The sequence below is a fragment of the Methylobacter sp. Wu8 genome (assembly GCF_036440755.1).
GTDB classification, from domain to species: domain Bacteria; phylum Pseudomonadota; class Gammaproteobacteria; order Methylococcales; family Methylomonadaceae; genus Methylobacter_A; species Methylobacter_A tundripaludum_A.
Genome location: NZ_JAZGVT010000045.1, coordinates 22,945 through 47,430, shown reverse-complemented (window position 1 = coordinate 47,430; position 24,486 = coordinate 22,945). Strand labels below are relative to the sequence as shown.

Here is a 24,486-nt window from a genome sequence, read left to right as displayed (position 1 = left end):
CGGCGCTTGCCGCTACCGGCGGCGCACTGGATGGCGCGGGCAGCGTTGACTCGGACATCGGCAACGGTTTCGGCAGCTCCGCCTGTTTGCGGACGACCGGTTCTTTTTTCTTGACCGGCTTTTTTACCGGCGGTTTTTTCGGTTCTTCCGGCTTGGGTTGCGCAACCGGCTGCGGGGCAGGCTGTTGGCTTGGCGCGGCAACCAACGACACTTCCATGATCATCGGTTTGGCCTGGGTAACGGGTTCGGCCGGGCGCAGCATCCAGACCGCCGCCCACAGATGTAGCGACAACACTAAAGTCAACAGTAATCCACCCATTGACTCCGGCTTTTCCTGACCGGTCAAGGTTTTAAACAATGAGTGTTTTTGCGCGGTCGGCACCACAACGCCCCCCAAAGACGTTAACGCATGAACGGGCAAGCCGTCTTTGTCGTTTTTGAAAAAATACATAAGGAATATTGTCTTCTTATTGAAAATAAACTTAAAAATAACCGGGCAGAGAAAATATATCGATTAAATCATCCTTCTCAATCCTGCGATCTTTGAGAAACTTTGCACCTTTGGATGTTGCACCCGTTTTAATATTTTCACATCTCTTTCCTCATTTCGTTAAAGAGTCTTGAGTACCATCGGCCATTATAAAGCCTGAATTGTGGTCATTCCAGGTAACTTTCAAAAACATAAAGTTAACTATTTAATTCGTGTTTTACGGCCTTCCGAACCGATTGCGCAATATGGCCAACGTCAGTAGCAGCAAAACGCCGATCAGAGACTGGCTCAATATTACCGTCCATACGCTTTCTGTAGCCGGTAAAGGGCTCAACACCGGCGGCTGATCCGAAGCTTGCGCACCTTGCCCGCCCATCATTTTGGGCACGAAAAACGCCCGCCACCGGTCTTCAAATTGATTGACCGCTTCAATGTACCCGGCATAACGGGGGGCATCGATACCCGCCAGACGGTCGGCCGTCAACACGGCGGCAAGTCCGGGCGACAGCGCGGACCATCGTTCCATAAACTCAAAATGAGCCTTACGAACCTCGTCGAAACGATACATCAAGGGCCGCACCTTGCTGTCAAGCTCCAGGTTCGCCGGCAATCCGGCAATCTCACGGGGCGGCTCTTTCACCGGCGCGATTTCAGGATGCGCCAAGTACCAGGCCGACAGCAATTCGGCCTGCTGTCTGGACGTTTGCGCCTGAACACGGCGAATATCGACAATCGCCGCCAGCCGCGAAGGCATCGGCTCCATGCCGTTCGCGGCCCAACTCAAGCCCGCCGGTACCGCAAAGGTCGTGATCAGCCACACGCCCAACAATCCCACCGCCGCCGCACCCGACGAAACCGGCAATAACAAGAACAGCCCGGAAATTGCAATCCATACCCCGGCAAACAGGCCGACAAAAACCAGCCAATACATTGCCGCATAAAGGCTTGAACCGGAATCCGGCATAAACGCAAGCAGCGATGCCGAAGCGGCAGGCACCAGCACCATAACGAAACGCACCGCAAGAGACGCAAATACCAACCGCCAGGGATGGGGCATTTGCGCGCAAACCAAACGCCACACGCCCCGCTCCCGGTCTTCCTGCACCAAGCCGTAACTGAGGGCTATGACCGTCAGCGGCAGCAATAACGCAATTATGCTTGCAAAATCGAGCAAGCCCAGTTCGCGCAGCAACGGATTGAACAGCTGGTCGCTGTTGCGGCCGTCGGTATAACGGCTACGGGTCGAGATGCGCAGTTCGGTACCCAGCAGGTCCATTTGCCGCACGCTCAATGCCAGACCGCCGAGCGCCGGGAGACGCACGCTTGCATTGTCAGCCGACTTGACTGTCTCGCCGCCTTTGCCGGCGACGGGCGCATCGTGCATTTCCGCCCGTACCTGGCTGTTGCCGGTTTGCTGTTGCGGCTGCAATGCTCGGGCGCGAAACTCGCCGGCGGCAAGGCCGGACCAAAGCGCGCTGGTCGCGAGCAATGCAAAGAACGCGGCAACTACCCACAGATTGACCGGGTTGCGGATAAAGCGCAGCCATTCCGCACGCAACAAACCGGTCACGGCTTCAGCCTGTTCGCGGAAAACAACAGCCAGATCAGCGCGGCGGCCAGCCAAGCCAGCAACACCAGCAGATCGGCCAGCGCATGATACAGCGCAAAACCCAGCGGAGGCGGCGTATAACTGAAAGCCTTAACGCTGCCCCAGTCGGCGTCATGGCCCTGAGCGCCGTGCTCCGCACCGTGGCTGCGTTCTCGATCCCAGTCGTCAGTCAGGCCGATAAAATAATCGCGATACTGTTCGGCCGCATCCTCAAAATGCCGCTGATGCGCCAAATCCATACCCGACAGCGCCATCGACACCGAACGCATCGCGATGCTCGGGCCTAGCAGCGAGGCGATATGGACGGGCCCTGGCGCTCGAACGCATCCCTCAATCTGTCGAAATGCAGCGCGTGGACCCGTTCGGAATAATTGTCGTTAAAACTGCGTTTGAGTGCGGTATAGCCGACCGGCAAGTCTTCAATCCTCGCCACGCCGTACTGCTTTAGCACCTGGGCATTAAATGCGGCCTCGCGCGCGTCATGATCGCCATCGTTAGCCAAGCCCTGCTGAATGTCTTGTTTGATCGCCGCCCAGAACGCCGCTGCGCTTGGCGTCGGAACCAGCATTTCTGCGACTGTCGCACCCAGGCGCGGAGCAATCAGCACACTGCCCGTCCAGAACGCCAACAGGACAAACAAAGCCAATCGGCTGCTTTTAAAATGGATCGACGTGGACATTGCCAAGGCCGCGAATACCGCATAATAAACAAACAACACGCCGCTCAATGCGGATAACCTGAGTATGTCGTCACCGGCGAGATCGAAGTTTTGATACAAAATGATCACGGCGATCAGCATTGCCGGCGTCAATACCACCACAAAAGCCAGCAACAAACCGGTAAACTTGCCCAGCAACAGCTTGGTTGCCGATACCCCCAAGCTGTGCAACATGCGCAAGGTGCCCTGCTCCCGTTCCTGGGTCACCGCATTGAAGGCCAGCGCAATGACCAGCAGCGGCAGCAGCGCGTACAACACAAAACCGGCGCTGGCCTGCCCGAAACGGCCGGCCAGGCCCTGATCGGCCGCAGGATTGAATCGCGCCCCGTTGCGTTTGTGCGGCTCCAGCCAGAGCGCTTGGCCGGTATATTGCCTCAATCCGGGATCTATCGACGCCAGCGGCGAATCCGGCTTGAATACATAAATGCCGAAATGCGCGGCCGCATGCGGGTTCTTGACGCCTTGCGTATCCCATTGTTCCTTCGCGGTTGCGCCCACTGCTTGTTTTTCCTGCTGCACCTGCCGATGCTCGGCGACGGAAGCCAGAAAAAATCCGCTTAATACGGCGAAGACCGAAAAGGCCAACACCAGCAGCCTTCCGTCCCTCAGCACCGCCAATAATTCCTTGCGGATAATCGCTGCAATCACAGCAAGCCCCGCGCGTGCGCCAGATATTTGTGCTCCAGCTCGTCATGCGCGACGGTGTGCGCATCGAACTCTTCGACCAGACGGCCTGCTTTCATGATACCGATACGGTCGGCGACCTGCTTGGCGTTAAACAGATCATGAGTCGCCATCAGCACCGCCATGCCCAAATCGGCGGCTTGCCTTACCCGCCGGGCGAAATCATTGGCCGCACTCGGATCAAGCCCGGAGGTCGGTTCGTCCAGCAGCATGACTTTCGCCTGTTTTGCCGAGGCGACAGCCAAACCGACTTTCTGGCGCATGCCCTTGGAATAAGTCGAAACGCGCCGGTCGTGGGCATCGGCTTGCAGGCCTGTATTCGCCAGCAAATCGTGCGCTTGTTGGCGGGAAATTCGGACATTGGCCAACGTACAGAAAAAGCTCAGGTTTTCGATGCCGCTCATGTAGTTATAAAGCGCGACATTTTCCGGCAAGTACGCCAGCTTGGCGCGAACTGCGGCCGGATTTTGCTCAGGCGACTCGCCGTCAATAAAAACATTGCCGTCGGTCGGCCTGTTGAAGCCCAAGAAGGTGTTGATCGTCGAAGTCTTGCCCGCGCCATTGCCGCCCAACAAGGCATAGACGCAACCTGCCGGAACCGACAAATCGAGCGCGTCGATCGCACGATGGTTTTTATAATTAACCACCAGTTTTCTGGCTTCAAGCAGGGGTTTATTTGGCGACATAATTAGTTTCGGCTTATCTCGTTCCCACGCGCTACGTGGGAATGCTAGGCTGGACGCGCTGCGTCCTGTGTTTACACTGTATATGTTTTTGGGCGTTGCACATGACTCGCGGCGCAGCGCGCCTTTAACTGCATTCCCACGCAGCGCGTGGGAACGAGAAAAATTTACTCAGTCCGCGCGTTAAGCGCAGGACTGGCGTTTCCGGCGCTCCGATTGCCGGAAACGCCCACCCTGGCTGTCGCCGGGCGGTCTTATTCCGGCCTACATCCAAGTCAACGTCCATGCCCAAATGACGCTCTTGAACGGACTTGCCCATAACGACGAGCGTAGCGCGTGGGAACGGGATAAAAATCCTACGCATCGACTACTCGGCAACAGGCTTTAATCGATAATCCTGCTGCTGGGCTTTCCAGGACAGATATATCTTTTCCCCGTCAGTCACCAAAAACGGCTGATCGCCGGACTTGGCCGTTTGCGCAATCACTTCGGGCTTCGACCAGCTTTTGCCGTCGTCGGCCGACTTCATCAGCTTGATAACGTTGTTGGCGCCGTCAAACTCCTGCCAAACCACATTGACCCGCGAACCGACAGCCAGCACATGCGGATGACCTGAGCCTGCCTTGCCGAAGTTGACCGGCATGGAAAAATGCCGTCCGGCATCGGTCGAATAGGCATAAAACAGGCCCTGATTGCTTGGAGAATTGCTGAACCATACCGCGTGATAAATGCCGGATTCGGAAATCGACAGGCCGGGGCCGTGATGCGGACAGGCGTCGATTTTCCAGTTATCCTGGCCTACACGGTGAGTGTCGCCGGGGGTATTCCAGTCGTTGAATTTAACCAGCGCATGATCGCGGACGCCGCCTTCGAAAACGTGCCGCCAAGTAATGACCGGCGTGTTATCCGGCGCTATCGCGGTATCCAGCCGGCAGCACTGGCAGGTGTGAGCCGCGATTCTTTTATTCGGATAAAAATGCGCTCCGCCATCATCCGACCAGCTGTAATACAGCGATGAACCTTCAAATTTCTGGCCGGCTTTTTTTGCGGCTTCAACATCGCGGGCATCCAGCCAGGCGATAAAAATTTCGCCGTTTTTGCCGATCGCCATGCTGTCGAAGCGGTGGCTGATGATGTCCAGGTTATCGTTGACGGTAACCGGAGCGGAAAAATGCTCGCCGCCGTCGGTCGAGCGGCTAAAACGGATGTGACCGCTATGTTTACCCTCCAGCTTTAGTGTCCAGGTTAAATAAATATTACCCTTAGTATCCGGCTTTATTTTCGGGCGATATTCGCCTTTGGCTTCTATTTTTTCGGCTGCGGCATTGACCATCACCGGCGAGGTAAAGCTTAAACCCTTATCGTCCGATGACTGCACATAAACGTGATCATTGTTTACCCAAGTGATCCATAGCACACCGTTGCCGTCAAAAGCGGCGCTGATCGTTTCGGCGCACTGATTCGAGGGCGACGCATTGGCATCGGCGCAAACGCCTTTTGTTTCCGCACCGTGATGATGCGCATGCTGCTTGGCGTCGTCTGCGGGTCTTACCGTCGCATCATTGGCGCAGCCGGAGACTGCCAGCGCAGCGATAAATAGTAAAGAGGCACGGGATTTCATGGGTTAAACCTGCTTATTTAAAGAATCGAGCGGAATTATAAAGCCGCAGGAGCGCATGCATTGCATGCGCCCCTACGAAAGGCCTAATAATTATACTTTAACTGGGCAAAGTAAGTGCGCGATGGGAACGGGTGATATAACCAGACCTCGCTGTTGTTGACGTTATCAATACCCACCGAAGCGCTGACTTGCTTGGTGACTTGATATTTGGTGCGTAAATCGACAATGAAGTAAGAATTGCCGCCCGACGCATAGGTAGCCAGGTTGGTATCGCTGTTGTTCAACTGGCCGAACTGCGAACTGCTGTAACGGCCGCTGACCGAAGTGACCAACTTGTCGGTCGGACGATAAGCGATAGTCGCGCTTGCGCGCCACTCGGGAACCCGTGGCTGGCGTTTGCCGGTTGACGGCTGAGTCGCATAAGGGTTGGCGGCGGTGTTGCCTGCGGCCAGGGCCGCCGCATCCGCCACATCGTTCTCGGTGATTCTGGAGTCAGTCCAGGTGGCGTTACCGGACAGGTCAAGCCCTTGTATACCGACATCGCTGGCTTCGCCCGCAAACTCGACACCGTAGGTTTGAACTTCTCCGACATTTTGCGCGGAGTTAACCGTACCGCCGGTGGCTAAAAAGCCGCGTTGGGTATAAATGGCGTCCTTTACGCGTTCCTGGAACAAGCTAAGACGCAATTTGCCTTGATCCAGGAAATATTCGCCTGACAGCTCGGAAGACAGCGCTTCTTCGGGTTTGAGGTTCGGATTGCCGTTGGCAATATTGGTTACCCCGCCCGTAGTCACTGTAGTCGATTGAAACAACTCGGTTACGGTAGCAAAGCGATAGGCCTGGCCGACGGCTAAACCGGTTTGCACCCGCTCCATTGGCTTCCAGGTCAATTTGGCCTTGGGTGAAAACTCCAGTTCGTTGCGATCCGCCTGGTTCAGCGATTTCAGTGAACCGCCAGTCAAACTCTGATTTAAGCCGTCGTAAGCGTGCCAATTTTCCACGCGCCCGCCCAGAGTCAGGTTCCAGTTCTTGGCAAAGTCCCAGGCGTCCTGCATCCAATAGCCTTCGGTTTGGGTCTTGCCTTGCGAGTTGGAGTTAATGGTCCCGATGTCGCTCGATTGCCAGTTGGCAACGGTATATTGCGGATTATCCAGATTATATAAATCATGATGGAAACCGAAACTGACTTCATGCTTGCCCAGCAGGTCGACGCCGGGACGCCATATACCCTTGGCATCGGCGGTATGCCAACCGGTTCCGGTCAAACTGGTCACCGTGCCGGCGCCGTTGTTGGCGGCCAATGCAGGCGCCTGTGTCGATGTCCGGCTAAGATCGGTGCCGTATTCGACGACGCTGCCCGACAAGTCCCAATCGAATATGCCGCCGGTATCGGATTTAAGGTTCATGCCATGCGACCAGTGCATCTGCTCGGCTCTGGTTTCTGCGAAAGTACTACCAAGATCATAGCGCTTGCCGTCGATATTGACCCTTCCGCTATCGACCACATTGCCGGCGCTGTCGCGTAAAAAACTGTTAAAGCCCGCATTATTGTCGTTCTGCCATAATCCGAGCGTATACGCTGCATGAACGGTCGGGGTGAAGTCATACCCCAATTTCCATTTGAAATTATCCTGCACCGTGTGATTAAGGTAGCCCTCGCCCAACACCACGGCAGGAACGCCTGCGCCGTTCAGGTTGGAGACGGCTCCCGTCACCACCTTGTCCGCAGCCGTTGCGGCGGTCGTTGAAACCAGAGGATTATTGAACGTTATCGGCTGGCTATGGCTGTCCAGATGACTGGCGTCAAAACGGAATGAAAAATCTTTGTAGCGGTCGCCGACATTGAAAGAATATTCCTGGCTGTCGAACATCTTGTTCTTGCCGTAGAAACCGTAATCCTGCCAAGTCGATTTGACGTCGGCGCCGGCCTCGAATTTTTCCGGCATTTTCGTCGTGATGTCGATCACGCCGCCGATGGAGTTACCGGCATGGGCCGCCGAAAACGGACCGTACATCACATCGACCCGCTCGATTTCCGAGGGCGCCACCATGTTCCAGCGCGGCGAACCGGTGTTGCCGTTGTTATTGCCCAGCAATGACGACAGCAGGATGCCGTCGGCATAAATCAGGCCCCGGGCGCTGGCGCCTGTGCCCGAAGTACGCCAACCTACCGGCGCATTGGTGTCGCCGATATAACGTTTGCGCACTTGGATGCTGGGCAGGTATTTAATCGTATCTTCGGCCGTCATCGCATTGACGGTGCTCTCTATTTTGTCGCTGGTAACGCTTTCCGTCGTCGTCGGCAGCCGGTATCTTTCCTTGGCGGTAGGCGTCTTGGCCGCAGGTGTTGCTGTTTCGGTGACCTTCATTTCCTTCATCACCGGAACCGCTTTGGCGCTGCCGGCGGCGGCTTTCTTTTTATCGGCATTTTGCCCGGTTTCTGCCGCAACGAGCGGGGACGCCGCCATCAGCAAGCAGATCAGAGCCCGCGTGGCGTTTAGCGGATAAGGTGGTTTGGAATGTGTCATCGTGTCCTCCTAAAATAATTATTTTTATTGTATGTGGCGTTTAAAGGCGCACATCCTTGTGCTGATCAATAAACTATTTTATCCGTTGCGGCTAATATTTCAGCGATGCGCTGACAAAATAGGTGCGCTGCGGATAAGGGTGATTTTCAAAGGCATTGGCACCGAACACGTTATCGATCCCGGCTGTAATCGTGCTTTTCAGTTTTGGATTGATCGGCAATTGATAAGAGGTCTTTAAATCGACGAAAGTCGATTCATCGGTGCCGCCCATGACATTTGCCGCAGTATCGGTGTTGGATAAAGTTTGATACGAATCGCTGCGATAACGGACACCCACAGACGCCGCCCACGGCCGAGTAATATGATAAGTCGCCGAACCGTTGATTTGCAGGCGGGGTATACGATCCCACAGCTTGCCCGTGTAATTGGCGCTGTTAGTCCCGATAGGATTGTGCTCGATAATGCGTTTGTCCATTATCGTGGTGTTAGCCATTAAATCGACAGGCAGGTTAAACACCTCGTTCTGTTGATAGGTCAAATCCACGCCAATGGCTTCGGTTTTGTCAATCGGCTGAAAGGTTGTGGTCGTCTGACCGTTGATGGTTACCGAGGTGCTGTTAATCTCATTGTGGATCTGGTCAAAAAAGATGTTGGCCCGGACATAACCTCTGGGAATATCGTACTGGGTCATGAAGTTATGAAAATAACCGTCCTCAGGCCCCAAACCGGGAGCCGCCGTAGTAATGCTGTTCAACCTGGACAAACTGGCGAACATTTCTTCGGCAATCGGGAAGCGATACGCCTTGGAAAACGAATAGCGGAAAGTCCATTTGTCCGGCGAATATTCCAGCGAGGCTTTAGGCGAAATACGGGAAGCGTCGCGATCGGCATAGTTTTGAATGTTGTTGGTCGCGCCGAAAGTCCGCACATGTCCGTCGAGAGCTTGCCAATGATCGAATCTGCCGCCGGCCATGATGCTCCAGTCCGGCAAGAATCGCCATTCCAGCTGCGAAAACGCGCTGTTGGTTTGGGTCGCGCCGCCGCTGTCGTTCGTGCGGGCGCCGACCGTTCCGGCCGTGTAATTATTGGTGTCGTACACATCCAGGTTCAGACTGGCATGGTTGAATTGATAGCCGCCCATAAAGGACAAATCGTTTCTTCCCATAAACTTGTCGGTCGCCAATTTCAGGTCGTAAGTCGCCCACCAGGGTTTTTCATCGGAAATCTGGCCCTTGTTTTGATTCAAAGGATGGCTTGGATTAAGATTCGAGCTGATCGTTCTGTCCTTGAACGCATCGTAAAAGCTGGCGGTGGTGTCGATGCTCCAATCGTTCGAGATTTTTCCTTTTAAGCCCAAGCCGTAATTTAGCGCCTGGCGCTGTGAATCGCTGACCGAAAAGACCGAACCGGGCACCGCAAACCTTCCGGCCGCTGTTCTGTAGTTGGTGCTGGTTGAGAGACCGGCTGCTGTTCCGCCGCCCCAAACCTTGTTGCCCGCCGCATCTCTTAACAGCGTGTTCGGGTCGTCAACTTTGCCGACGCGGTCTTCATAGGCAATGGTAAAACGTCCTTGCAACTCTTCGGTAAAGTCGTAAGCGAATTTGGCCTTGAACAGATCCGTCGTTTGTTGGGCGACGCCGATATCGCCGTAGGCAATCGCCGGAGCACCCGTGGTTGTCTGGTAACCTTCACCGCCGGTGACCGCCGTTCCGCCGGCTGCCGTGCTTAAAGCCGCCGCATTGACGGTCTGCGGTTGGCCTTCGTTTTCAAAGCGGTTATAAGAGGCCCAGACGCTGAACTTATCGAACCGGTCGCCTGCTGAAATAAAGGTTTTGTAACCCATTAAGGTTTCATTGCGCCCTGACCTGTGCATAGTCTGAAACATGCCGGTGGCGTCCATTTGGGCTTCGAATTTTTCCGGCATTTTAGTGATCAGGTTAATCACGCCGCCCATCGAGTTGCCGCTGTATTGCGATGAGAACGGCCCGTAAAGCACTTCGGCCGAATCGATTTCGCTGGGCGACACCATCGACCATCTGGGCGCTCCGCTGTAAGTGGTGCGCAAAGGGTTATGCAGCGGCATGCCGTCTGCGTAAACCATGCTGTGCGCGGTTTGAAACGAGTTTGAGCTGCGTATGCCCAGGGTGCCGTTCGGGTCGCCCATAAAGCGTTTGCGTATCAGTACGCCCGGAGCGTATCGGATAGTATCCTCAACCGTTGTCGCGTTGACTTTTGTTTTGACGTCTTCCGCATTAATCGTATAGGTAGGCGTCGCCTTGGCCGTATTGGGAAACCATTTATAAGCCTCTGCTCCCTCGTTTTGCCCCTTGATGACTTGAGTCGCCAAAACCTGCGGCTGATTTGTGTTTTTTGCCGTCTCTTTTTTCTGTGCCGGTTTGACAGCCTTCACTGGCTCGGCAGCAACTCCGCTGCCTAAATAAATTGTTCCCAGTAACAGTAGATATTTTTTCATTGTTTTAGTTTTTATAGTTGTGGGCGGTCTGCCAGTAAAAGCACGTTGCATGCCAAACCGCTGTCTTCGCAACAATATTGACTATCGGGACCGTCGCACTTAAATTCCTTATCTTCGGTAATCAATTGCTTACAACTAATTGTTTAAACGTTTTGTACTTTTAATAGATTTGCCCTATCGCGGCTTGCGTAACATATCTTTAATATAAACAAGTCATATGACGCACTTTAGCGTGTTAAATAACATAGTTTAATTTGACCGCAACGTCGCCGTCCGGCTAACGCAATTGACAAAGGGACGGTACGCGACTGTCTTTAGCTAAAAAATATAACTGGATCTGGTACTTAGCGGAAGATAACGCATTCAAGAATTCCGTATGTCCCGAGCCTGTCGAGGGACGGGCGAAAGTTGGATAAAGCAGTGAAACCGGCGGGATTGAAGCCGCATCAATCCCGCCGGTTCTGCTTTTTAGGGTTTGTGGTGCATTAAATGGCCGGGCATGGCATGACGGGCGTGATCGCTTAATTGAGCGTCGAACCATTGATGAATGGCTTCAATCAATTTTGGATCATCCGTTGAATAATCGATCTCGGCTCCATTAGGCAGCTCCTTGTAGGTAATTTTGATCCGGCCTGGTTTAGCCGCTCTCAATTCCGCCAAACCGGGCATGTCTTCGCCATGAATCTTAGCCGGATTGGAAAAATCGCCTTGCATAAATTCGTTTGAAATCTTTGTCAGGTGCTGACGGATTAACTTGATTTGACCGGCATTGGAACTGTCTTTGACGACGACCTGTTGTAACCCGCCTTTCGCGGTTTTTGAGAAAACATGCGTCGTCTGCTCCAAGTCGAACGGCATCACATGCGAACCGCGCCGCACAACCTCATCAAGCCGCTCATCGCCCGCTCTTTCCGCCGCCTGGAGCGATGCCGCTATAAACAGCCACATTGATAGGCATACGACTAATCGTTTCATTGCTTAATTTCCTTTGCTCAAATGGAGCGACTCTATTCCGGCATTGGCGATTGCATCAATGCCGGAACAAGGCCGCCCAGTGCTTGTTAGTAGTTTACCGTCATGCCGACATTGAATGAACGCCCCATGCCGGGAACGGCTGTTCCGGCCGTGCTTACTTCGCCGATATAAGTACCGCCTAAAGGCAGCGCATAATTTTTATCGAGAATGTTGTCTATGCCGCCATCGACGCGTAAATGCTTCCAGGTATAGCTGCTGCGCAGGTTGAGCAGTGCGTAACCTGCGGTTTTAGGCTCTACCCGGACGGTTTGCACGTCTGTTTTAGATGCGACCAGTTGGGTTTCAATCGTATTCGACCAAGCGCCGCGACGATGCTCAAGCGCCACCGTCGCATTGAACGGCATCTGTTGATACAGGTTGCCGCCGGTGTCGTTGTTCTGCCCCCTGACATAATTTAAAACGGTTTTACCGGTCAGGCTGCCGTATTTAGCGGTATCCAACAACAGCTTGGACCCGGAAACATCGACGCCGAACAGGTGCGCATCGTAGTTGCCCAGTTGCAGAAAATTAAAGCCCCCGGACGGGCTGACGCATGTCTTGCCGTTCGCTGTTTGACAGAGTCCCGCATCAATATAGTTGTCAACATGGGTGTAAAAGGGCGTGATTTTAGTTTCCCAGTCTTCCTGATTCGCATCATGCCAGTTTGCTGTCGCGCTGACAGTGTGAGCGACTTCCGGCTTAAGGTTAATGTCGCCGACATAGCCGTTGGCGTCGCCGACCCAGTTATTCATAAACATAGCCATTGCTCCGCGGGACCAGGCAAAGCGCTCGTAAAGATTAGGCGAGCGGGACTTTCTGGCAGCCCCCAGTTCATAAGTCTGCATGTCGTTGAAGGTGTAGCGCACCAATGCCGTCCAATCAATATTGATGTCTGTTTGTTTTTTATTTTGGCTGTTAACAGCCGTCGCCTCGGCTCTCTGCGCCACCGTACTGCTTTGATAGTCCTTTACGGCGCCGGCATTCATTTCCACGCCGCCGACACGGGCGCCGAGTTGGGTCAGCCATTGTTCGTTCCAGCGGCCTTCCCATTCGGTAAACAGATCTACGCGATCTCGCTGTCCCCCATTGATATTCCAAAATGTACCCGGCCCCATCATCATGCTGCCAGGCACCGGATCCCACCAATCATCCAAGCGATACCGCTGATATTCCCCGCCCACGGTCAGCAAATGTTTGTCGGTAATATCGATATTGGCTTTTACCGACAGGCCCTGGTTAACGCCATAGGTCTCCATCGGCATGCTGCGGGTCGGCGTGGACATTTTGTCCGCCAGGAAGTTCATCTTGTGCTTGGCATCCTCGTGATAAGCCCGCGTTTCAAGATTACCCCACTTGAACTGGCTTTTAGTGAAGATATTGGCGAACCAGCTGTCGTCCCCGGTCATATCCATACGCACGTTGGGGAAGGCCTGATAAGGGATGTTTTGCTGCCCGACCTTGATCACTGCCAGATGGTCGTCGTTGCGCAAGGCCAGCGACAGCGATTGGTTCTCGGATTTATACGCCGAAGAACTCACGACATCATTGCTGTTTTTTGTATTCGAGGCGGTGAAATTTCCACCCGCCTTGTAATTACGGGCCTGCACCGTCGAACCGGTGTACTTAAGCTCGGCATGTTCGTTCGCTATCGAGGCCGAAATATTGCCTCCCCGCGCATCGCCGTTGCTGCGATAAAAAGTCGAAGCCTGACCTTTTATAAGGGGACCCGCGCCTGCTTCAGCAAATTCGGGATCGGCGGAGTTAACGCGAATCGTGCCGCCGATGCTGTCGCCGCCCATGCTGACCGGCGTGATTCCGGCAAGCACCTGGGCGCTCAGTACGCTGGACGGAGCAACGTAAGACAGCGCCGGATTCATGTGGTTGGCGCAAGCCGAAATCAAATTCATGCCATCGACTTGAACCCGCAAGCGATCATCCGCCATGCCGTGGATAATAGGCCGGCTGGAAATGCCGCCGCCACCGGAGAAACTCATGCCGGGCGTACCTTTAAGCATTTGCGCGGTATCGCTGGTTGCCGTTCTGGACAGGACTATATTGGAATGGTCGAGATAACTGCCGAACGGCTGGTCGATATTGGACTTTTGCGCCTTGATGGTCAGCACATCCAAAACCGGCGGCTCCGCTATCTTGTTTGCGCTCTCTTTTTTTGGGCCGGATTTGGCATTGGTTTTTTCCGTACCCACAGGCTCGGCCGCAATTGCGCTGCCTAAATAACCGACCCCCAACAATAGTATGTATTTTTTCATTCTCTTCTCTAACTTTTTGTCTGCGTAATAATATTTATCAAAATTTCATGACGCGCAAACCAAAGCACATTACATGCCAAATACTTAACCCATTGTAAATAAATAACTATGTGGCCGCGCCGATCCGAGGCTTTAAAAAAGTGCGTCATATCCCGCACTTTTAATAGGTTAAATAACTCGTTGCGCAGGCTGGCCGGGATTGCACTTCGAAGTTGAATCCGCTCTTGGGAATTTGCGCGACTAAAGAAACCATCGCACCGGTTCAAGTTCATATTGAAACGCCGATTAACGAGACTGCGGCGCAAGCGGCCGCACCCGGTGTGTTGGGTCGCAATTTGAAGATCGTTGCCGCGCCGAATAATTTCCGTTTCGGCACGGCGAAAGAAGACCCAGATCGGCTAATATTTGACTGTTAGGCCAACGAAAGCCGAACGCCCCATGCCTGCGACGTTTCTACCCCAAGGCGGCGTTACGTCTGGCGTAGTCGTCGGATTCATGCCATAGCGATCGCCCAGATAGGATCCTCCCAATGGCTGGTAATACTGCTTATCCAGCACGTTATCCAAACCGACATCCAAGCGCAGCATTTTCCATTCGTAACCGGTACGGGCATTCACCAAAACGTAGGACGGCGTGGTGGTTTCGTTCCTGATGGCTTGCACGTCGTCTTTGCTGTCAACAAACTGCATTTCCACAGCACTATCCCAACCCTCCCGCTTGTGATCCAGGCTCAGCTTCATATTGAACGGCATCATATGGTAGAGGTCGCCGCCATCCATTCGTTCACCCCGCACGTAACTCATGGCAGTGTGAGTAGAGAAATCCCCGTAGGTTTTATCGCTGAACAAATCCGCGCGGCCGGAAACGTCCATACCCCACAAACGCGCGTCGTGGTTGGCATATTTAAGGTAAACAAACCGTTGAGTCGCGGTCTGGTTGCCGGCGTCACAACCGCTAGCCGCATTGGTAGATCCCGAGCAACGATCCGCATCGATAAAGTTATTCACATAAGTAAAGTACGGGGTCGCCTTGACTTCCCATAAACTGTTTTTCGGCTCATGAAATGCAGCGGTAAAACTGACGGTATGCGCCGTTTCCTCAGTCAAATCCATGTTGCCGATATAGCCGTTACCGTCGCCAAACGCACCGTTCATTGCCATATCCATTTTACGGGCGCCCCAGGTATAGCGTTCGTACAAGTTCGGCGCACGATTTTTACGGGCATAACCCAATTCGTAGTCGCTGAGGTCGTTAGGCTTGTATTGGGCTAAGGCGGTAACATCGAAAGTATCGGTGTTGCGTTCGTGGTCTCTCGCATTGAAGGCATTGGCCGCATCCAACGAGAATCCCGCGCCTGCGGCCGCGGCGCCGCCCAATAGCCTGGGATTGTAAGGCTGTACAGCCCCGGTGTCGGTGGTGGTATGGTCGTAACGCAGCCCCAATAAGGATTTCCACTCTGGAGACCATTTCGCCTCCCATTCGCCAAAGAAACCGACCCGATCGCGCTCGGCATTGTTAAGATTGATGAAATTTTCCGGCGCCATCATCCAATAGGCGGGATTAGCAGGCACTGTATTTGTCAGATTGTTATGCACCGCCGGCCAAAAATCATTGATCCGGTTGCTGTGAAATTCGTTACCGATTTTAAAAGTGTCGCGTTTGGTGAAAGGTATTTCCGCCTGAATCTTGTAACCCAGGTTCCGGCCCCTGCTTTCCATCGGCATGTAGTCATTGGGCGGCGCAAAGCTTCCGCCGCCGGCTGCATTAAGATAACGATTATGTTTGTCTTCGCCGATATTCATGCTGTGTTGAGTGCTTTCGAAGTAAAAATTGCTATCCAGCAAACCCCAGTCGAATTTGCCCTTGTGCGTGATATTGCCAAAAATGCTGTCATTGTTGGTCAAGTCCATACGCGCATTAGGAAAGTTCTGATACGGAACATGCTGTTGTCCGCCTTTAATAACCACTAAATGGTCATCCGTCTTGAACGACAAGGAAGCCGCGTGATTCTGGTTGCGATAAGAACTGGACTGAACATTGTCGCCATTAGCATCGTTGTAGTTCATGCTTTCGGTATGTGAGCCGGTATAGTCCAAGCGCACGTTTTGATTAGCGATGCCGGCGGCAATACTGCCCCCAAAGGCATCGCCGTTGCTGCGATAAAAGCTCGACGCGCTACCGTCGATCAGAATATCCTTGCCGGGTTCGGCAAAAACCGGATCGAGCGACTCAACGGAAATGGTGCCGCCTATGCTGTCGCCGCCCATGCTGACCGGCGTCACCCCCGACATGACGGTGATTTTGCCGATATTGCTGCGATCAATATAAGACAGCGGCGGATTCATGTGATTAGCGCATGCGGAAGTAATCGTCATGCCATTCACGTTAATCTTAACCCGGTCATCATTTAAGCCGTGAATGACGGGCAGACTCGACACCCCCCCGGATCCGTACAGACTAACGCCAGGCGTATCTTCAAGCAGTTTTGCCGTATCGCTGACAGCGGCCTGTTTGGTACGGATTTTTTTATCGTCTATCTCCGTTGTATTCAAAGATTCGGAGATTGGAAGCTTATGAGTCACCGTAATAGGTTCCAGCGTTACAGCCGAACCGGATGGCTTGGTATTGTTGTCTGCGGCCAGTACAGCGGGGGCGAAGCATAGCGGTATTAATGCAAGCATTTTGCTATGGCATAAATTTCCGCCAATAGCATTTGCACCCTGCGTTTTTTGAATGTTTTTTTTCATTCTCTTCTCTAAATTTTATTTATACATAAGAATCAATCAGTATTTCACGATATGTTAATAAAGCACACACCATGCCAGCTCGCTAACCCATTGTAAGTACTGACCTACATGAATTCATTCGGCCGGCGCTTTGAAAAAGTGCGGCATATGACACACTTTTAGTGTGTTAAATAACATCGTTTAATAGATTTCCCACGAATGACTGTTCGAGTCCGGCAAAACGCCGGATTACCCCCCCCCTACTCAGGGCGCAACACAGGCATACCGGCTTGTCCACGGCAAGAACTAACAAAAGCCGTTTAAAATCGGTTAAAATAATAATTTCCGACAATAATCCTGCAACGGGTTGATAGCTTTCATGCATACAAAATATATTACTGATGACTTGAGGATTTGCGCGACTAAAGAAGTTATCGCACCGGTTCAGGTTCATACTGAAATGCCGATTAGCGAGGCTGCGGCGCAAACGACAGCACTGGCCAGACTGGACATACACAAAGTTCTGGCGGGACAGGACGATCGGCTGGTTGTGGTCGTGGGGCCTTGCTCGATTCATGATCCGGTAGCTGCTCTTGACTACGCCCAGCGTTTGAAAGCGGTTAAAGACGAGTTAATCGATGACCTGGTGATCGTGATGCGGGTCTATTTTGAGAAACCGCGCACGACGGTCGGCTGGAAAGGCCTGATTAACGACCCTGACCTGGATTCCAGTTTTAATATCAACAAAGGCCTGCGCATCGCCAGACGCTTGCTGTTGGATGTCAACGAAGCGGGCGTTCCGGCCGCAACCGAATATCTGGATTTGATCACGCCACAATATGTTTCCGACTTGATCGCCTGGGGCGCAATCGGTGCCAGAACTACCGAGAGCCAGGGACACCGCGAACTGGCTTCAGGCGTATCCTGCCCTATCGGCTTTAAAAATTCCACCGACGGCACGATAAAAATCGCCATCGATGCGATAGGCGCGGCAATGAGTCCGCACCACTTCATCTCGCTGAATAAAGCCGGACATTCGGCTATTTTCTCAACCACCGGTAATGAAGACGTGCATATCATTTTAAGAGGGGGCAATGATCGCCCTAATTATGATGCGGTCAGCGTCGAGCAGGTCGCCGAAGGCTTGGTGAAAGCAAATCTAAAACCGAACATCATGATCGATTTCAGCCATGCCAACAGCTTGAAACAATGCCAGCGGCAGTTGATCGTCGGCGACGACGTCGCCCAGCAAATCGCCAACGGCGACCATCGGATCATGGGCGTGATGATCGAAAGCCATCTTAAAGCGGGCAATCAAAAGGTTGTTGAAGGACAGCCGCTGGTCTACGGACAAAGCATTACCGATGCCTGTTTGTCCTGGGACGATACCGTTCCGTTGTTAAAAGAGCTGGCGCAAGCGGTGCAAAAACGCAGAGCCGTGGACACCAGCCGGAGTTTAAGCAGATGATAGTTTATGTAAACGGCGAAACCCGTGACTACGCTGAAAACAGCACGGTTGCCGATGTGGTTAGCGATTTGGGCTTGACCGGCAAAAAAATTGCGATTGAATTGAATAAAGAAATTCTGCCGTTTCAACAATACGATACGCAGGAATTAAAGGCCGAAGATCGCCTGGAAATTGTTCACGCGATCGGCGGCGGACAGGATGATTCTTTCCTGCTTGCCGGGGTCAAATATCATTCAAGATTGCTGGTCGGCACCGGAAAATATAAGGACCTGGAAGAAACCCGTCTAGCGATCGAAGCCAGCGGCGCGCAAATTGTGACGGTCGCAATACGCCGCACCAATATCGGCCAAAATCCGGGCGAGCCTAATTTGCTGGATGTCATTTCGCCGGACAAATACACCATCCTGCCCAATACCGCCGGTTGCTATACCGCGGAAGACGCGGTAAGAACCTGCCGTCTGGGCCGGGAATTGCTCGGCGGCCACAACTTGGTCAAGCTGGAAGTGTTGGCCGACCAAACCACCTTGTTTCCCGATGTCGCGGAAACGTATATCGCCGCCGAATTGCTGGTCAAGGACGGCTTTGATGTGATGGTGTACACCAATGACGACCCGATCGCGGCCAAACGGCTGGAAGAAATCGGCTGCGTGGCAGTCATGCCGCTGGCCGCACCGATCGGTTCGGGCCTGGGCATACGCAATCCCTATAACATAAGGACCATTGTCGAAAACGCCAAGGTACCCATTTTGGTCGACGCCGGTGTCGGCACCGCGTCCGATGCGGCCATTGCGATGGAACTGGGTTGCGACGGCGTATTGATGAATACCGCGATTGCCGCCGCCAAGAATCCGGTACTGATGGCTTCGGCCATGCGCAAAGGTATCGAAGCCGGCAGGGAAGCGTTTTTGGCGGGACGCATGCCTAGAAAACGTTTTGCTTCCGCGTCATCGCCGATAGACGGCTTGTTTTTTTAATTTTTAGGATCAGCCGCTTGCGTCAATACTGTTGATTTAACCCTTTCTCCGTTCGCCCTGAGCTTGTCGAAGGGCAATACACGGATGACTTAAGCCGCTCATGCTTCGACAAGCTCAGCACGAACGGCTTATAAGTCAACTGTATTGAACCAGCTCCTACCATCGAAAATCATTACACCTTTATGCTCGCTCCTGAACAAACTCCCTCGCACAGAATCCGCAGCTTTATCCGTCGCCAAGGACGCATCACCCAAGGCCAACAATTGGCTTTGGAGTGTCATTGGGACAAATATTGTCTCGACCCTGCTGTCGACTATGATTTCAGCCAGGTTTTCGGCCGCACAGCGCCGTTGATTGTCGAAATAGGCTTCGGCACCGGCGACAGTCTGGCGAAGATGGCTGCGGCCAATCCCGAAAACGATTATATCGGCATTGAAGTGCATAGGCCGGGCGTCGGACATTTAATGCTGCTGCTGGACCAACAAGGCCTGACTAACGTCAGGATTTATTGCCACGACGCGATTGAGATTATTGAGTGCAAGATTGCCGACAACAGCTTGGCCGGTGTGCATTTGTTCTTTCCCGATCCGTGGCCGAAAAAGAAGCATCATAAACGGCGTATCGTCCGCCCCAGTTTTGTCGATTTATTAGTCAGGAAGTTGCAGCCGGGCGGTTATTTTCATGCGGCGACGGATTGGCAAAATTACGCGGAACACATGCTGGAAATATTGTCCGCCGGAGCGGGACTTGGCAATACCAGCGCTACCGGCGACTATTGCGAACGCCCGGAATATCGCCCGTTAACACGATTCGAACAGCGTGGTTTACGCTTGGGACACGGCGTTTGGGATTTGATTTTCAAAAAAAAATGAAACCTATCCTAATTCAATGTTTATACGATCGGTTCCGCGCTACTCGCGAATAACTCCTGCATCCATCCTACGAGCTGTGAACATCCAGCTGCATCGCGTTAATGATGATAGCCAACTCGTCGCGCCGCCGTTTTAACGGCCCGAGTTCCGCTTCAAGGCTGGCAATATTTTCAAGAATGCCGTCTTTGGATTCGTTAATCTTCCTCAGCATTTGCAAGCGGCCTTCGATTTGTTTTTTATGGTCTTTGATTTGATGCATCAAAGGCGTTAAAACGCCGTTACTCCAGGTCGTGGCGTCTGCATGCGCCTGTTTGAGTATATTTCTGGCCTTGGCGATCAGCGTGCTGTAAAGCTTGTTGATAACGATGCTTTGTTCCGACATCGTGGTTTTGGCGCTGGAACGGAAGGCTTCGCCCTCATCAAAAATCTGCTCCAGTTCAATCTGGTATTGTTTGATCGAAAACAGTTGCGGTTCGATCTCCTTAAAACCGTATTCATCCTTGAATTTTTTGTGTATCGCTTTGACCAGACGCCGGGTTTCATTGGTGCTATCGACGGAGTCCTGCAACAGGTCGCGCAATTCATCGAATAATTTACGGATATTCTGCTTCATGCCGTAGGTGGTCAGGCTCTTCGCCATGTCGTGCTTGGTGGTTTTGATGATCTCGTCGACTTTTTCTTTGGCGAAGGAGTCAATCAACGCCTGGGCTTGAACGGCAAAAACCCGGCGGCTGGCTTGGAAATTCTCGACATTGGTCATGTAAAGGTTTTGCCGGTCCCGCGTCTCGGCCATCAACTTATCCGTCATATCCCGATTCTGAAAGTCGATCTTTTTGAATTCCTCAAGCTGGGCAACGGCATTCGACAATGACGTGTTGATTAAATTGAACGACTCTTTAACCAGAAAACCGATGTCGCGGTTAACGGTTCCCAGCAGAATATTTTTGCGCTGTTTTAAAATATCGTTGGCAAGATAGCTTTCCAATGCGGTCAGGCGGCTTTTGGTCAGCAAATCATCATCGGCTTTAACCTTGGCAAGCAGGGCTTGTTTGGCTGAAACCGGAAAAATGACATTTTCATTGATTTTTAACGTCGTCGCCGACGTTTTTATCTGCGAATGTATGGAATCGTCGTAGCCGTTTTCGCCGGCAAGATCGTCCCACATCGCATCGATTTTATTCATCACCACGGCTAGACCCTGCTTGCTGCCGCCGCGATTATGGCAAACATGGTTATGCCACATTTCCAGGTCGCTTTTGGTAACGCCGGTATCGGCCGCGAGCACAAAAATAATGGCCTGGGCGCTGGGCAGCATGCTTAAGGTGAGTTCCGGCTCGGTTCCCAGCGCATTTAAGCCGGGCGTATCCAATATCGATAAGCCTTGTTTTAATAACGGATGGGGAAAGCTGATCAAGGCATGGCGCCAGCAGGGAATCTCCACTTTTTCAGGCTTAATAACGCCCTGCTCCGCCGCCTCGCGTTCATTCCACAGGCCCAGCTTGTCGGCAACATTCCGGTCAACCAGCTTGGTAGCGACCAGCTCCTTAAACGCTTCCTGCATTTGCGTGGGCGAGTCGTAGTCAAGGTCTATCTGGGTCCAGCGCTCAGGATTCTTTTTAAATTCAGACAGAGGAATATCTTCAAGCCGACTTTCGATATTCAGCAAACGGATATAATTGCCGCCGTTTTCATCATGAAAAAGTTCGGTCGGCGACATCGTGGTGCGCCCCGGCGAAGACGGGAGCAATCTGACGCCTGTTTCGGCAAAAAACAGGGCATTGATCAGTTCGGTTTTACCGCGGGAAAATTCGGCGACAAAAGCCAGCGTGATCTTGTCCGATTGCAGGCCGCTAAGAATATTTAAGATAGTATCGGTGCTGTGAGAATCATTCATGCCATAGCGATTACGCCATTGGTGATACATTTCTATAGCTTGAACCAATTTTGCACGCCATTGCGAATATTGGTGCATTTGATCTTTAAATTCCATATTCCTCATGGCGCGCCTTTTGTTGCTAACATGGTTTTAATAAGCTATAGAAATGTCGGCAACCGCTTCATGCGGTGCACTCCCCCCTGCGTCCCGGCAGTCGTCAGGTGACGGTAATTTTCGGCTAATTGTAGTCTATATCTTAAGAACTGTTAGCTTAAGACGTTTATTTATGTGCGTATCAGACGCCGTAAAGACGCTGATAGTCTTTTATCGCATCAAGCAGAAGCGGCGCGTTCAACGCTCCGGCATCCGCAGTCAGATATTCGATAATATTCGCCAGAGTGATGATGGCAACGACCGGCATTGCAAACCGGTCTTCAACTTCGGAAATAGCGGAAACGTCATTTTGGCCTTTTTCCTGCCTGTCCAGCGCGATTAATACGCCGGCAGGTGTTGCATGGGCATTTTTTATGATGTCTACGGATTCCCTGACCGACGTGCCGGCGGTAATCACATCGTCAAGAATGAGCACCTTGCCCTGTAGCGGCGCACCGACCAGGCTGCCGCCCTCGCCATGATCTTTCGCTTCCTTGCGGTTGAAAGCGAACGGAATATCCCCGCCGGTTAGCTGGGCGTAAGCTATCGATGTGGCGCTGACCAGCGGGATGCCTTTATAGGCGGGACCGTACAAAATATCCGGTTTAATGCCGGATTGAATCAGTGCCTGGGCGTAAAACTGCCCCAGTTTTCCGAGTTGAGCGCCGGTATTGAATAAGCCGGTATTGAAAAAATAAGGACTGGTGCGGCCCGATTTCAACTGGAATTCGCCGAATTTTAGTACGCCGCATTCCAGTGCATAGGAGATAAAGTCTTTTTGATAATCAAGCATACGGTTCAAGGTTCAAGGTTCAAGGTTCAAGGTTCAAGGTTCAAGGTTCAAGGTTCAAGGCTAAAGGCTAAAGGCTAAAGGCTAAAGGCTAAAGGCTAAAGGCTAAAGGCTAAAGGCTAAAGGCTAAAGGCTAAAGGCTAAAAATTGAAAACGTTCTAAAACCGCAACGCAAACTTTTTTGCCCTTCGCCCTTCGCCCTTCGCCCTTCGCCTTTATTATTTATTTCGTGTTTTTCGTCGATCAGCCGCCGTTTTCAGGAATGAATTTCTCTAAAATATTGTCCAGAAAGTTCCAGCCTTGTTCCGAGCAATAATAGTGATTATCTTGCCGGGCAAGCAAGTTTTGTTTCACGCAAGCCGATAAAGCAGGCTCCAGCGTGGCAGGCTCAAGACCGGTGGCCGCTTGATAAGCGTCCAGCGTAAATCCCTGCTTCAGGCGCAAATGATTCATGATAAATTCCAGCGGCAGCTCCGGCGCGGCAATCACATCGGCCCCGCCGTTTTGGTCCGGGTTGCTTAAATACTGCTCCGGTTTTTTAGGCTTGAAACTGCGCATAATTCGATCGGGCAATGTCTGGCTGATTTTGCCGTGAGCGCCCGCGCCTATGCCCAAATAATCGCCGAACCGCCAATAATTCAGGTTATGCCGGCATTCCCGGCCTTGTTTGCTATAGGCGGAGACCTCATATTGCAGGTAGCCGTGATCCGCCAATAGTTGCTGGCACCGTTTTTGTGTGCCGAAGATCGTTTCGTCATCCGGCAGTTTGGGCGGAAACTTATGAAACCAGGTATTGGGTTCCAGCGTTAACTGGTAAAAGGAAATATGCGTAGGATCAAGGCTTATAGCCGTTTCCACGTCTATTTTGCTGCTGTCAGGACCCGCGCCCGGCAAGCCGAACATCAAGTCCAGGTTGAAATTATCGAAACCCGACTGGTGGGCAATCTCGGCCGCATGGATAGCTTCCTGCGCCGAATGAACCCGTCCCAAGTTTTTTAATATCGAATCGTTAAAACTCTGTATACCGATCGATAAGCGATTGACGCCCAGCGCCCTGAATTCAGCAAATTTACGGCTCTCAAAAGTCCCCGGATTGGCTTCCAGGGTAATTTCCAGGCCGTCTTTAAGTACCAGCTGTTGTTCTATGCCGCGTAATAACCAGTCAATCGATTCAGGAGCAAACAAACTGGGGGTGCCGCCGCCGATAAAAATACTGCTGATAGGCCGGGTGATGTTATAGCGCTGTATGTCGCCGGCTAAATCAGCCAGCAGCGCTGTGATATAGGCCGATTCCGGCGTATCGGCTTTAATCGCGTGTGAATTAAAATCGCAATAAGGGCATTTTTGAATGCACCAGGGAATGTGAATATAGAGACTAAGCGGCGGCAAGAGATTTTTTGGTATTTAGTTTAGAATGGCTTAATCAGGTTCGCATCGCGTACCTTTTGAGCTTGGAGTGACATTAAGAAAATGGTACGCGATGCGTACCCTACCTGTCTACATGCCTTTTTGTTGATGGCAAACTATTTTTAAAGCGAGA

16 protein-coding genes and 1 pseudogene are annotated in these 24,486 nt (G+C 52.4%); 3 read left to right on the top strand and 14 right to left on the bottom strand.

Annotated elements, in window-relative coordinates; translation table 11 throughout:
* The 11 genes and pseudogenes from V3O24_RS04360 to V3O24_RS04310 all read right to left on the bottom strand — a co-directional run.
* A pseudogene (locus V3O24_RS04360) lies at positions 1 to 451 on the bottom strand (energy transducer TonB); the annotation flags it as partial.
* A 256-nt stretch (positions 452 to 707) separates the two neighbouring features.
* Positions 708 to 2,114, bottom strand: a complete 1,407-nt coding sequence (locus V3O24_RS04355; RefSeq protein WP_331306344.1) for a DUF3526 domain-containing protein — start codon at positions 2,112 to 2,114, stop codon at positions 708 to 710.
* Positions 2,057 to 2,368: a DUF3526 domain-containing protein gene (locus V3O24_RS04350; protein ID WP_331306343.1), complete on the bottom strand. Its 312-nt coding sequence runs from the start codon at positions 2,366 to 2,368 to the stop codon at positions 2,057 to 2,059. The genes V3O24_RS04355 and V3O24_RS04350 overlap by 58 nt, the downstream gene beginning before the upstream one ends.
* 14 nt (positions 2,369 to 2,382) lie before the next feature.
* Complete coding sequence (locus V3O24_RS04345; protein WP_331306342.1) at positions 2,383 to 3,465, bottom strand: ABC transporter permease subunit; 1,083 nt, start codon at positions 3,463 to 3,465, stop codon at positions 2,383 to 2,385.
* Positions 3,462 to 4,187: an ABC transporter ATP-binding protein gene (locus V3O24_RS04340; RefSeq protein WP_331306341.1), complete on the bottom strand. Its 726-nt coding sequence runs from the start codon at positions 4,185 to 4,187 to the stop codon at positions 3,462 to 3,464. Before V3O24_RS04340 ends, V3O24_RS04345 begins: the two co-directional genes overlap by 4 nt.
* A gap of 364 nt (positions 4,188 to 4,551) precedes the next feature.
* Complete coding sequence (locus V3O24_RS04335) at positions 4,552 to 5,805, bottom strand: sialidase family protein (protein WP_331306340.1); 1,254 nt, start codon at positions 5,803 to 5,805, stop codon at positions 4,552 to 4,554.
* An 83-nt stretch (positions 5,806 to 5,888) separates the two neighbouring features.
* The gene (locus V3O24_RS04330) at positions 5,889 to 8,333 is read right to left on the bottom strand and encodes a TonB-dependent receptor (RefSeq protein WP_331306339.1); all 2,445 of its coding nucleotides are present in this window, start codon (positions 8,331 to 8,333) and stop codon (positions 5,889 to 5,891) included.
* 91 nt (positions 8,334 to 8,424) lie between these two features.
* Entirely contained in the window at positions 8,425 to 10,806 is a 2,382-nt protein-coding gene (locus V3O24_RS04325) for a TonB-dependent receptor (RefSeq protein WP_104424586.1), read from the bottom strand.
* A gap of 468 nt (positions 10,807 to 11,274) precedes the next feature.
* Positions 11,275 to 11,781, bottom strand: a complete 507-nt coding sequence (locus V3O24_RS04320) for an aspartate carbamoyltransferase (protein WP_331306338.1) — start codon at positions 11,779 to 11,781, stop codon at positions 11,275 to 11,277.
* Between the two features lie 86 nt (positions 11,782 to 11,867).
* On the bottom strand, positions 11,868 to 14,087 hold the full coding sequence (locus tag V3O24_RS04315) for a TonB-dependent receptor plug domain-containing protein (protein WP_331306337.1): 2,220 nt from the start codon (positions 14,085 to 14,087) through the stop codon (positions 11,868 to 11,870).
* A gap of 398 nt (positions 14,088 to 14,485) precedes the next feature.
* On the bottom strand, positions 14,486 to 16,834 hold the full coding sequence (locus tag V3O24_RS04310; RefSeq protein WP_331306336.1) for a TonB-dependent receptor: 2,349 nt from the start codon (positions 16,832 to 16,834) through the stop codon (positions 14,486 to 14,488).
* A 358-nt stretch (positions 16,835 to 17,192) separates the two neighbouring features.
* Here V3O24_RS04310 and aroG point away from each other — a divergent pair, with 358 nt between their 5' ends.
* The 3 genes from aroG (at position 17,193) to trmB (ending at position 20,127) form a co-directional block, all read left to right on the top strand.
* On the top strand, positions 17,193 to 18,281 hold the full coding sequence (gene aroG, locus V3O24_RS04305) for a 3-deoxy-7-phosphoheptulonate synthase AroG (protein ID WP_104424582.1): 1,089 nt from the start codon (positions 17,193 to 17,195) through the stop codon (positions 18,279 to 18,281).
* A complete protein-coding gene (gene thiS, locus V3O24_RS04300; protein WP_104424581.1) occupies positions 18,278 to 19,255 on the top strand; it encodes a sulfur carrier protein ThiS in 978 nt (325 codons plus the stop codon). Before aroG ends, thiS begins: the two co-directional genes overlap by 4 nt.
* Before the next feature lie 182 nt (positions 19,256 to 19,437).
* Entirely contained in the window at positions 19,438 to 20,127 is a 690-nt protein-coding gene (trmB, locus tag V3O24_RS04295) for a tRNA (guanosine(46)-N7)-methyltransferase TrmB (protein ID WP_331306335.1), read from the top strand.
* Between the two features lie 67 nt (positions 20,128 to 20,194).
* Here the strand turns inward: trmB and V3O24_RS04290 are convergent, their stop codons facing one another.
* From V3O24_RS04290 to hemW, 3 genes are all read right to left on the bottom strand, one after another.
* Positions 20,195 to 22,126, bottom strand: a complete 1,932-nt coding sequence (locus tag V3O24_RS04290) for a dynamin family protein (RefSeq protein ID WP_104424579.1) — start codon at positions 22,124 to 22,126, stop codon at positions 20,195 to 20,197.
* Positions 22,127 to 22,298: 172 nt separating this feature from the next.
* Positions 22,299 to 22,949 carry an orotate phosphoribosyltransferase gene (pyrE, locus tag V3O24_RS04285; RefSeq protein WP_331306334.1) on the bottom strand — a complete coding sequence of 217 codons (651 nt, stop codon included), beginning with the start codon at positions 22,947 to 22,949 and terminating at the stop codon, positions 22,299 to 22,301.
* A 240-nt stretch (positions 22,950 to 23,189) separates the two neighbouring features.
* Positions 23,190 to 24,335, bottom strand: a complete 1,146-nt coding sequence (gene hemW / locus V3O24_RS04280; protein ID WP_331306333.1) for a radical SAM family heme chaperone HemW — start codon at positions 24,333 to 24,335, stop codon at positions 23,190 to 23,192.
* Positions 24,336 to 24,486: the final 151 nt, after the last annotated feature.

Coding starts and splice junctions, on each gene's coding strand:
- thiS (WP_104424581.1), top strand. CDS start 18,278: ATGATAGTTTATGTAAACGGCGAAACCCGTGACTACGCTGAAAACAGC.
- V3O24_RS04350 (WP_331306343.1), bottom strand. CDS start 2,368: ATGCGTTCGGTGTCGATGGCGCTGTCGGGTATGGATTTGGCGCATCAG.
- V3O24_RS04310 (WP_331306336.1), bottom strand. CDS start 16,834: ATGAAAAAAAACATTCAAAAAACGCAGGGTGCAAATGCTATTGGCGGA.
- V3O24_RS04320 (WP_331306338.1), bottom strand. CDS start 11,781: ATGAAACGATTAGTCGTATGCCTATCAATGTGGCTGTTTATAGCGGCA.
- aroG (WP_104424582.1), top strand. CDS start 17,193: ATGCATACAAAATATATTACTGATGACTTGAGGATTTGCGCGACTAAA.
- V3O24_RS04340 (WP_331306341.1), bottom strand. CDS start 4,187: ATGTCGCCAAATAAACCCCTGCTTGAAGCCAGAAAACTGGTGGTTAAT.
- V3O24_RS04335 (WP_331306340.1), bottom strand. CDS start 5,805: ATGAAATCCCGTGCCTCTTTACTATTTATCGCTGCGCTGGCAGTCTCC.
- V3O24_RS04290 (WP_104424579.1), bottom strand. CDS start 22,126: ATGAGGAATATGGAATTTAAAGATCAAATGCACCAATATTCGCAATGG.
- trmB (WP_331306335.1), top strand. CDS start 19,438: ATGCTCGCTCCTGAACAAACTCCCTCGCACAGAATCCGCAGCTTTATC.
- V3O24_RS04325 (WP_104424586.1), bottom strand. CDS start 10,806: ATGAAAAAATATCTACTGTTACTGGGAACAATTTATTTAGGCAGCGGA.
- V3O24_RS04315 (WP_331306337.1), bottom strand. CDS start 14,087: ATGAAAAAATACATACTATTGTTGGGGGTCGGTTATTTAGGCAGCGCA.
- pyrE (WP_331306334.1), bottom strand. CDS start 22,949: ATGCTTGATTATCAAAAAGACTTTATCTCCTATGCACTGGAATGCGGC.
- V3O24_RS04330 (WP_331306339.1), bottom strand. CDS start 8,333: ATGACACATTCCAAACCACCTTATCCGCTAAACGCCACGCGGGCTCTG.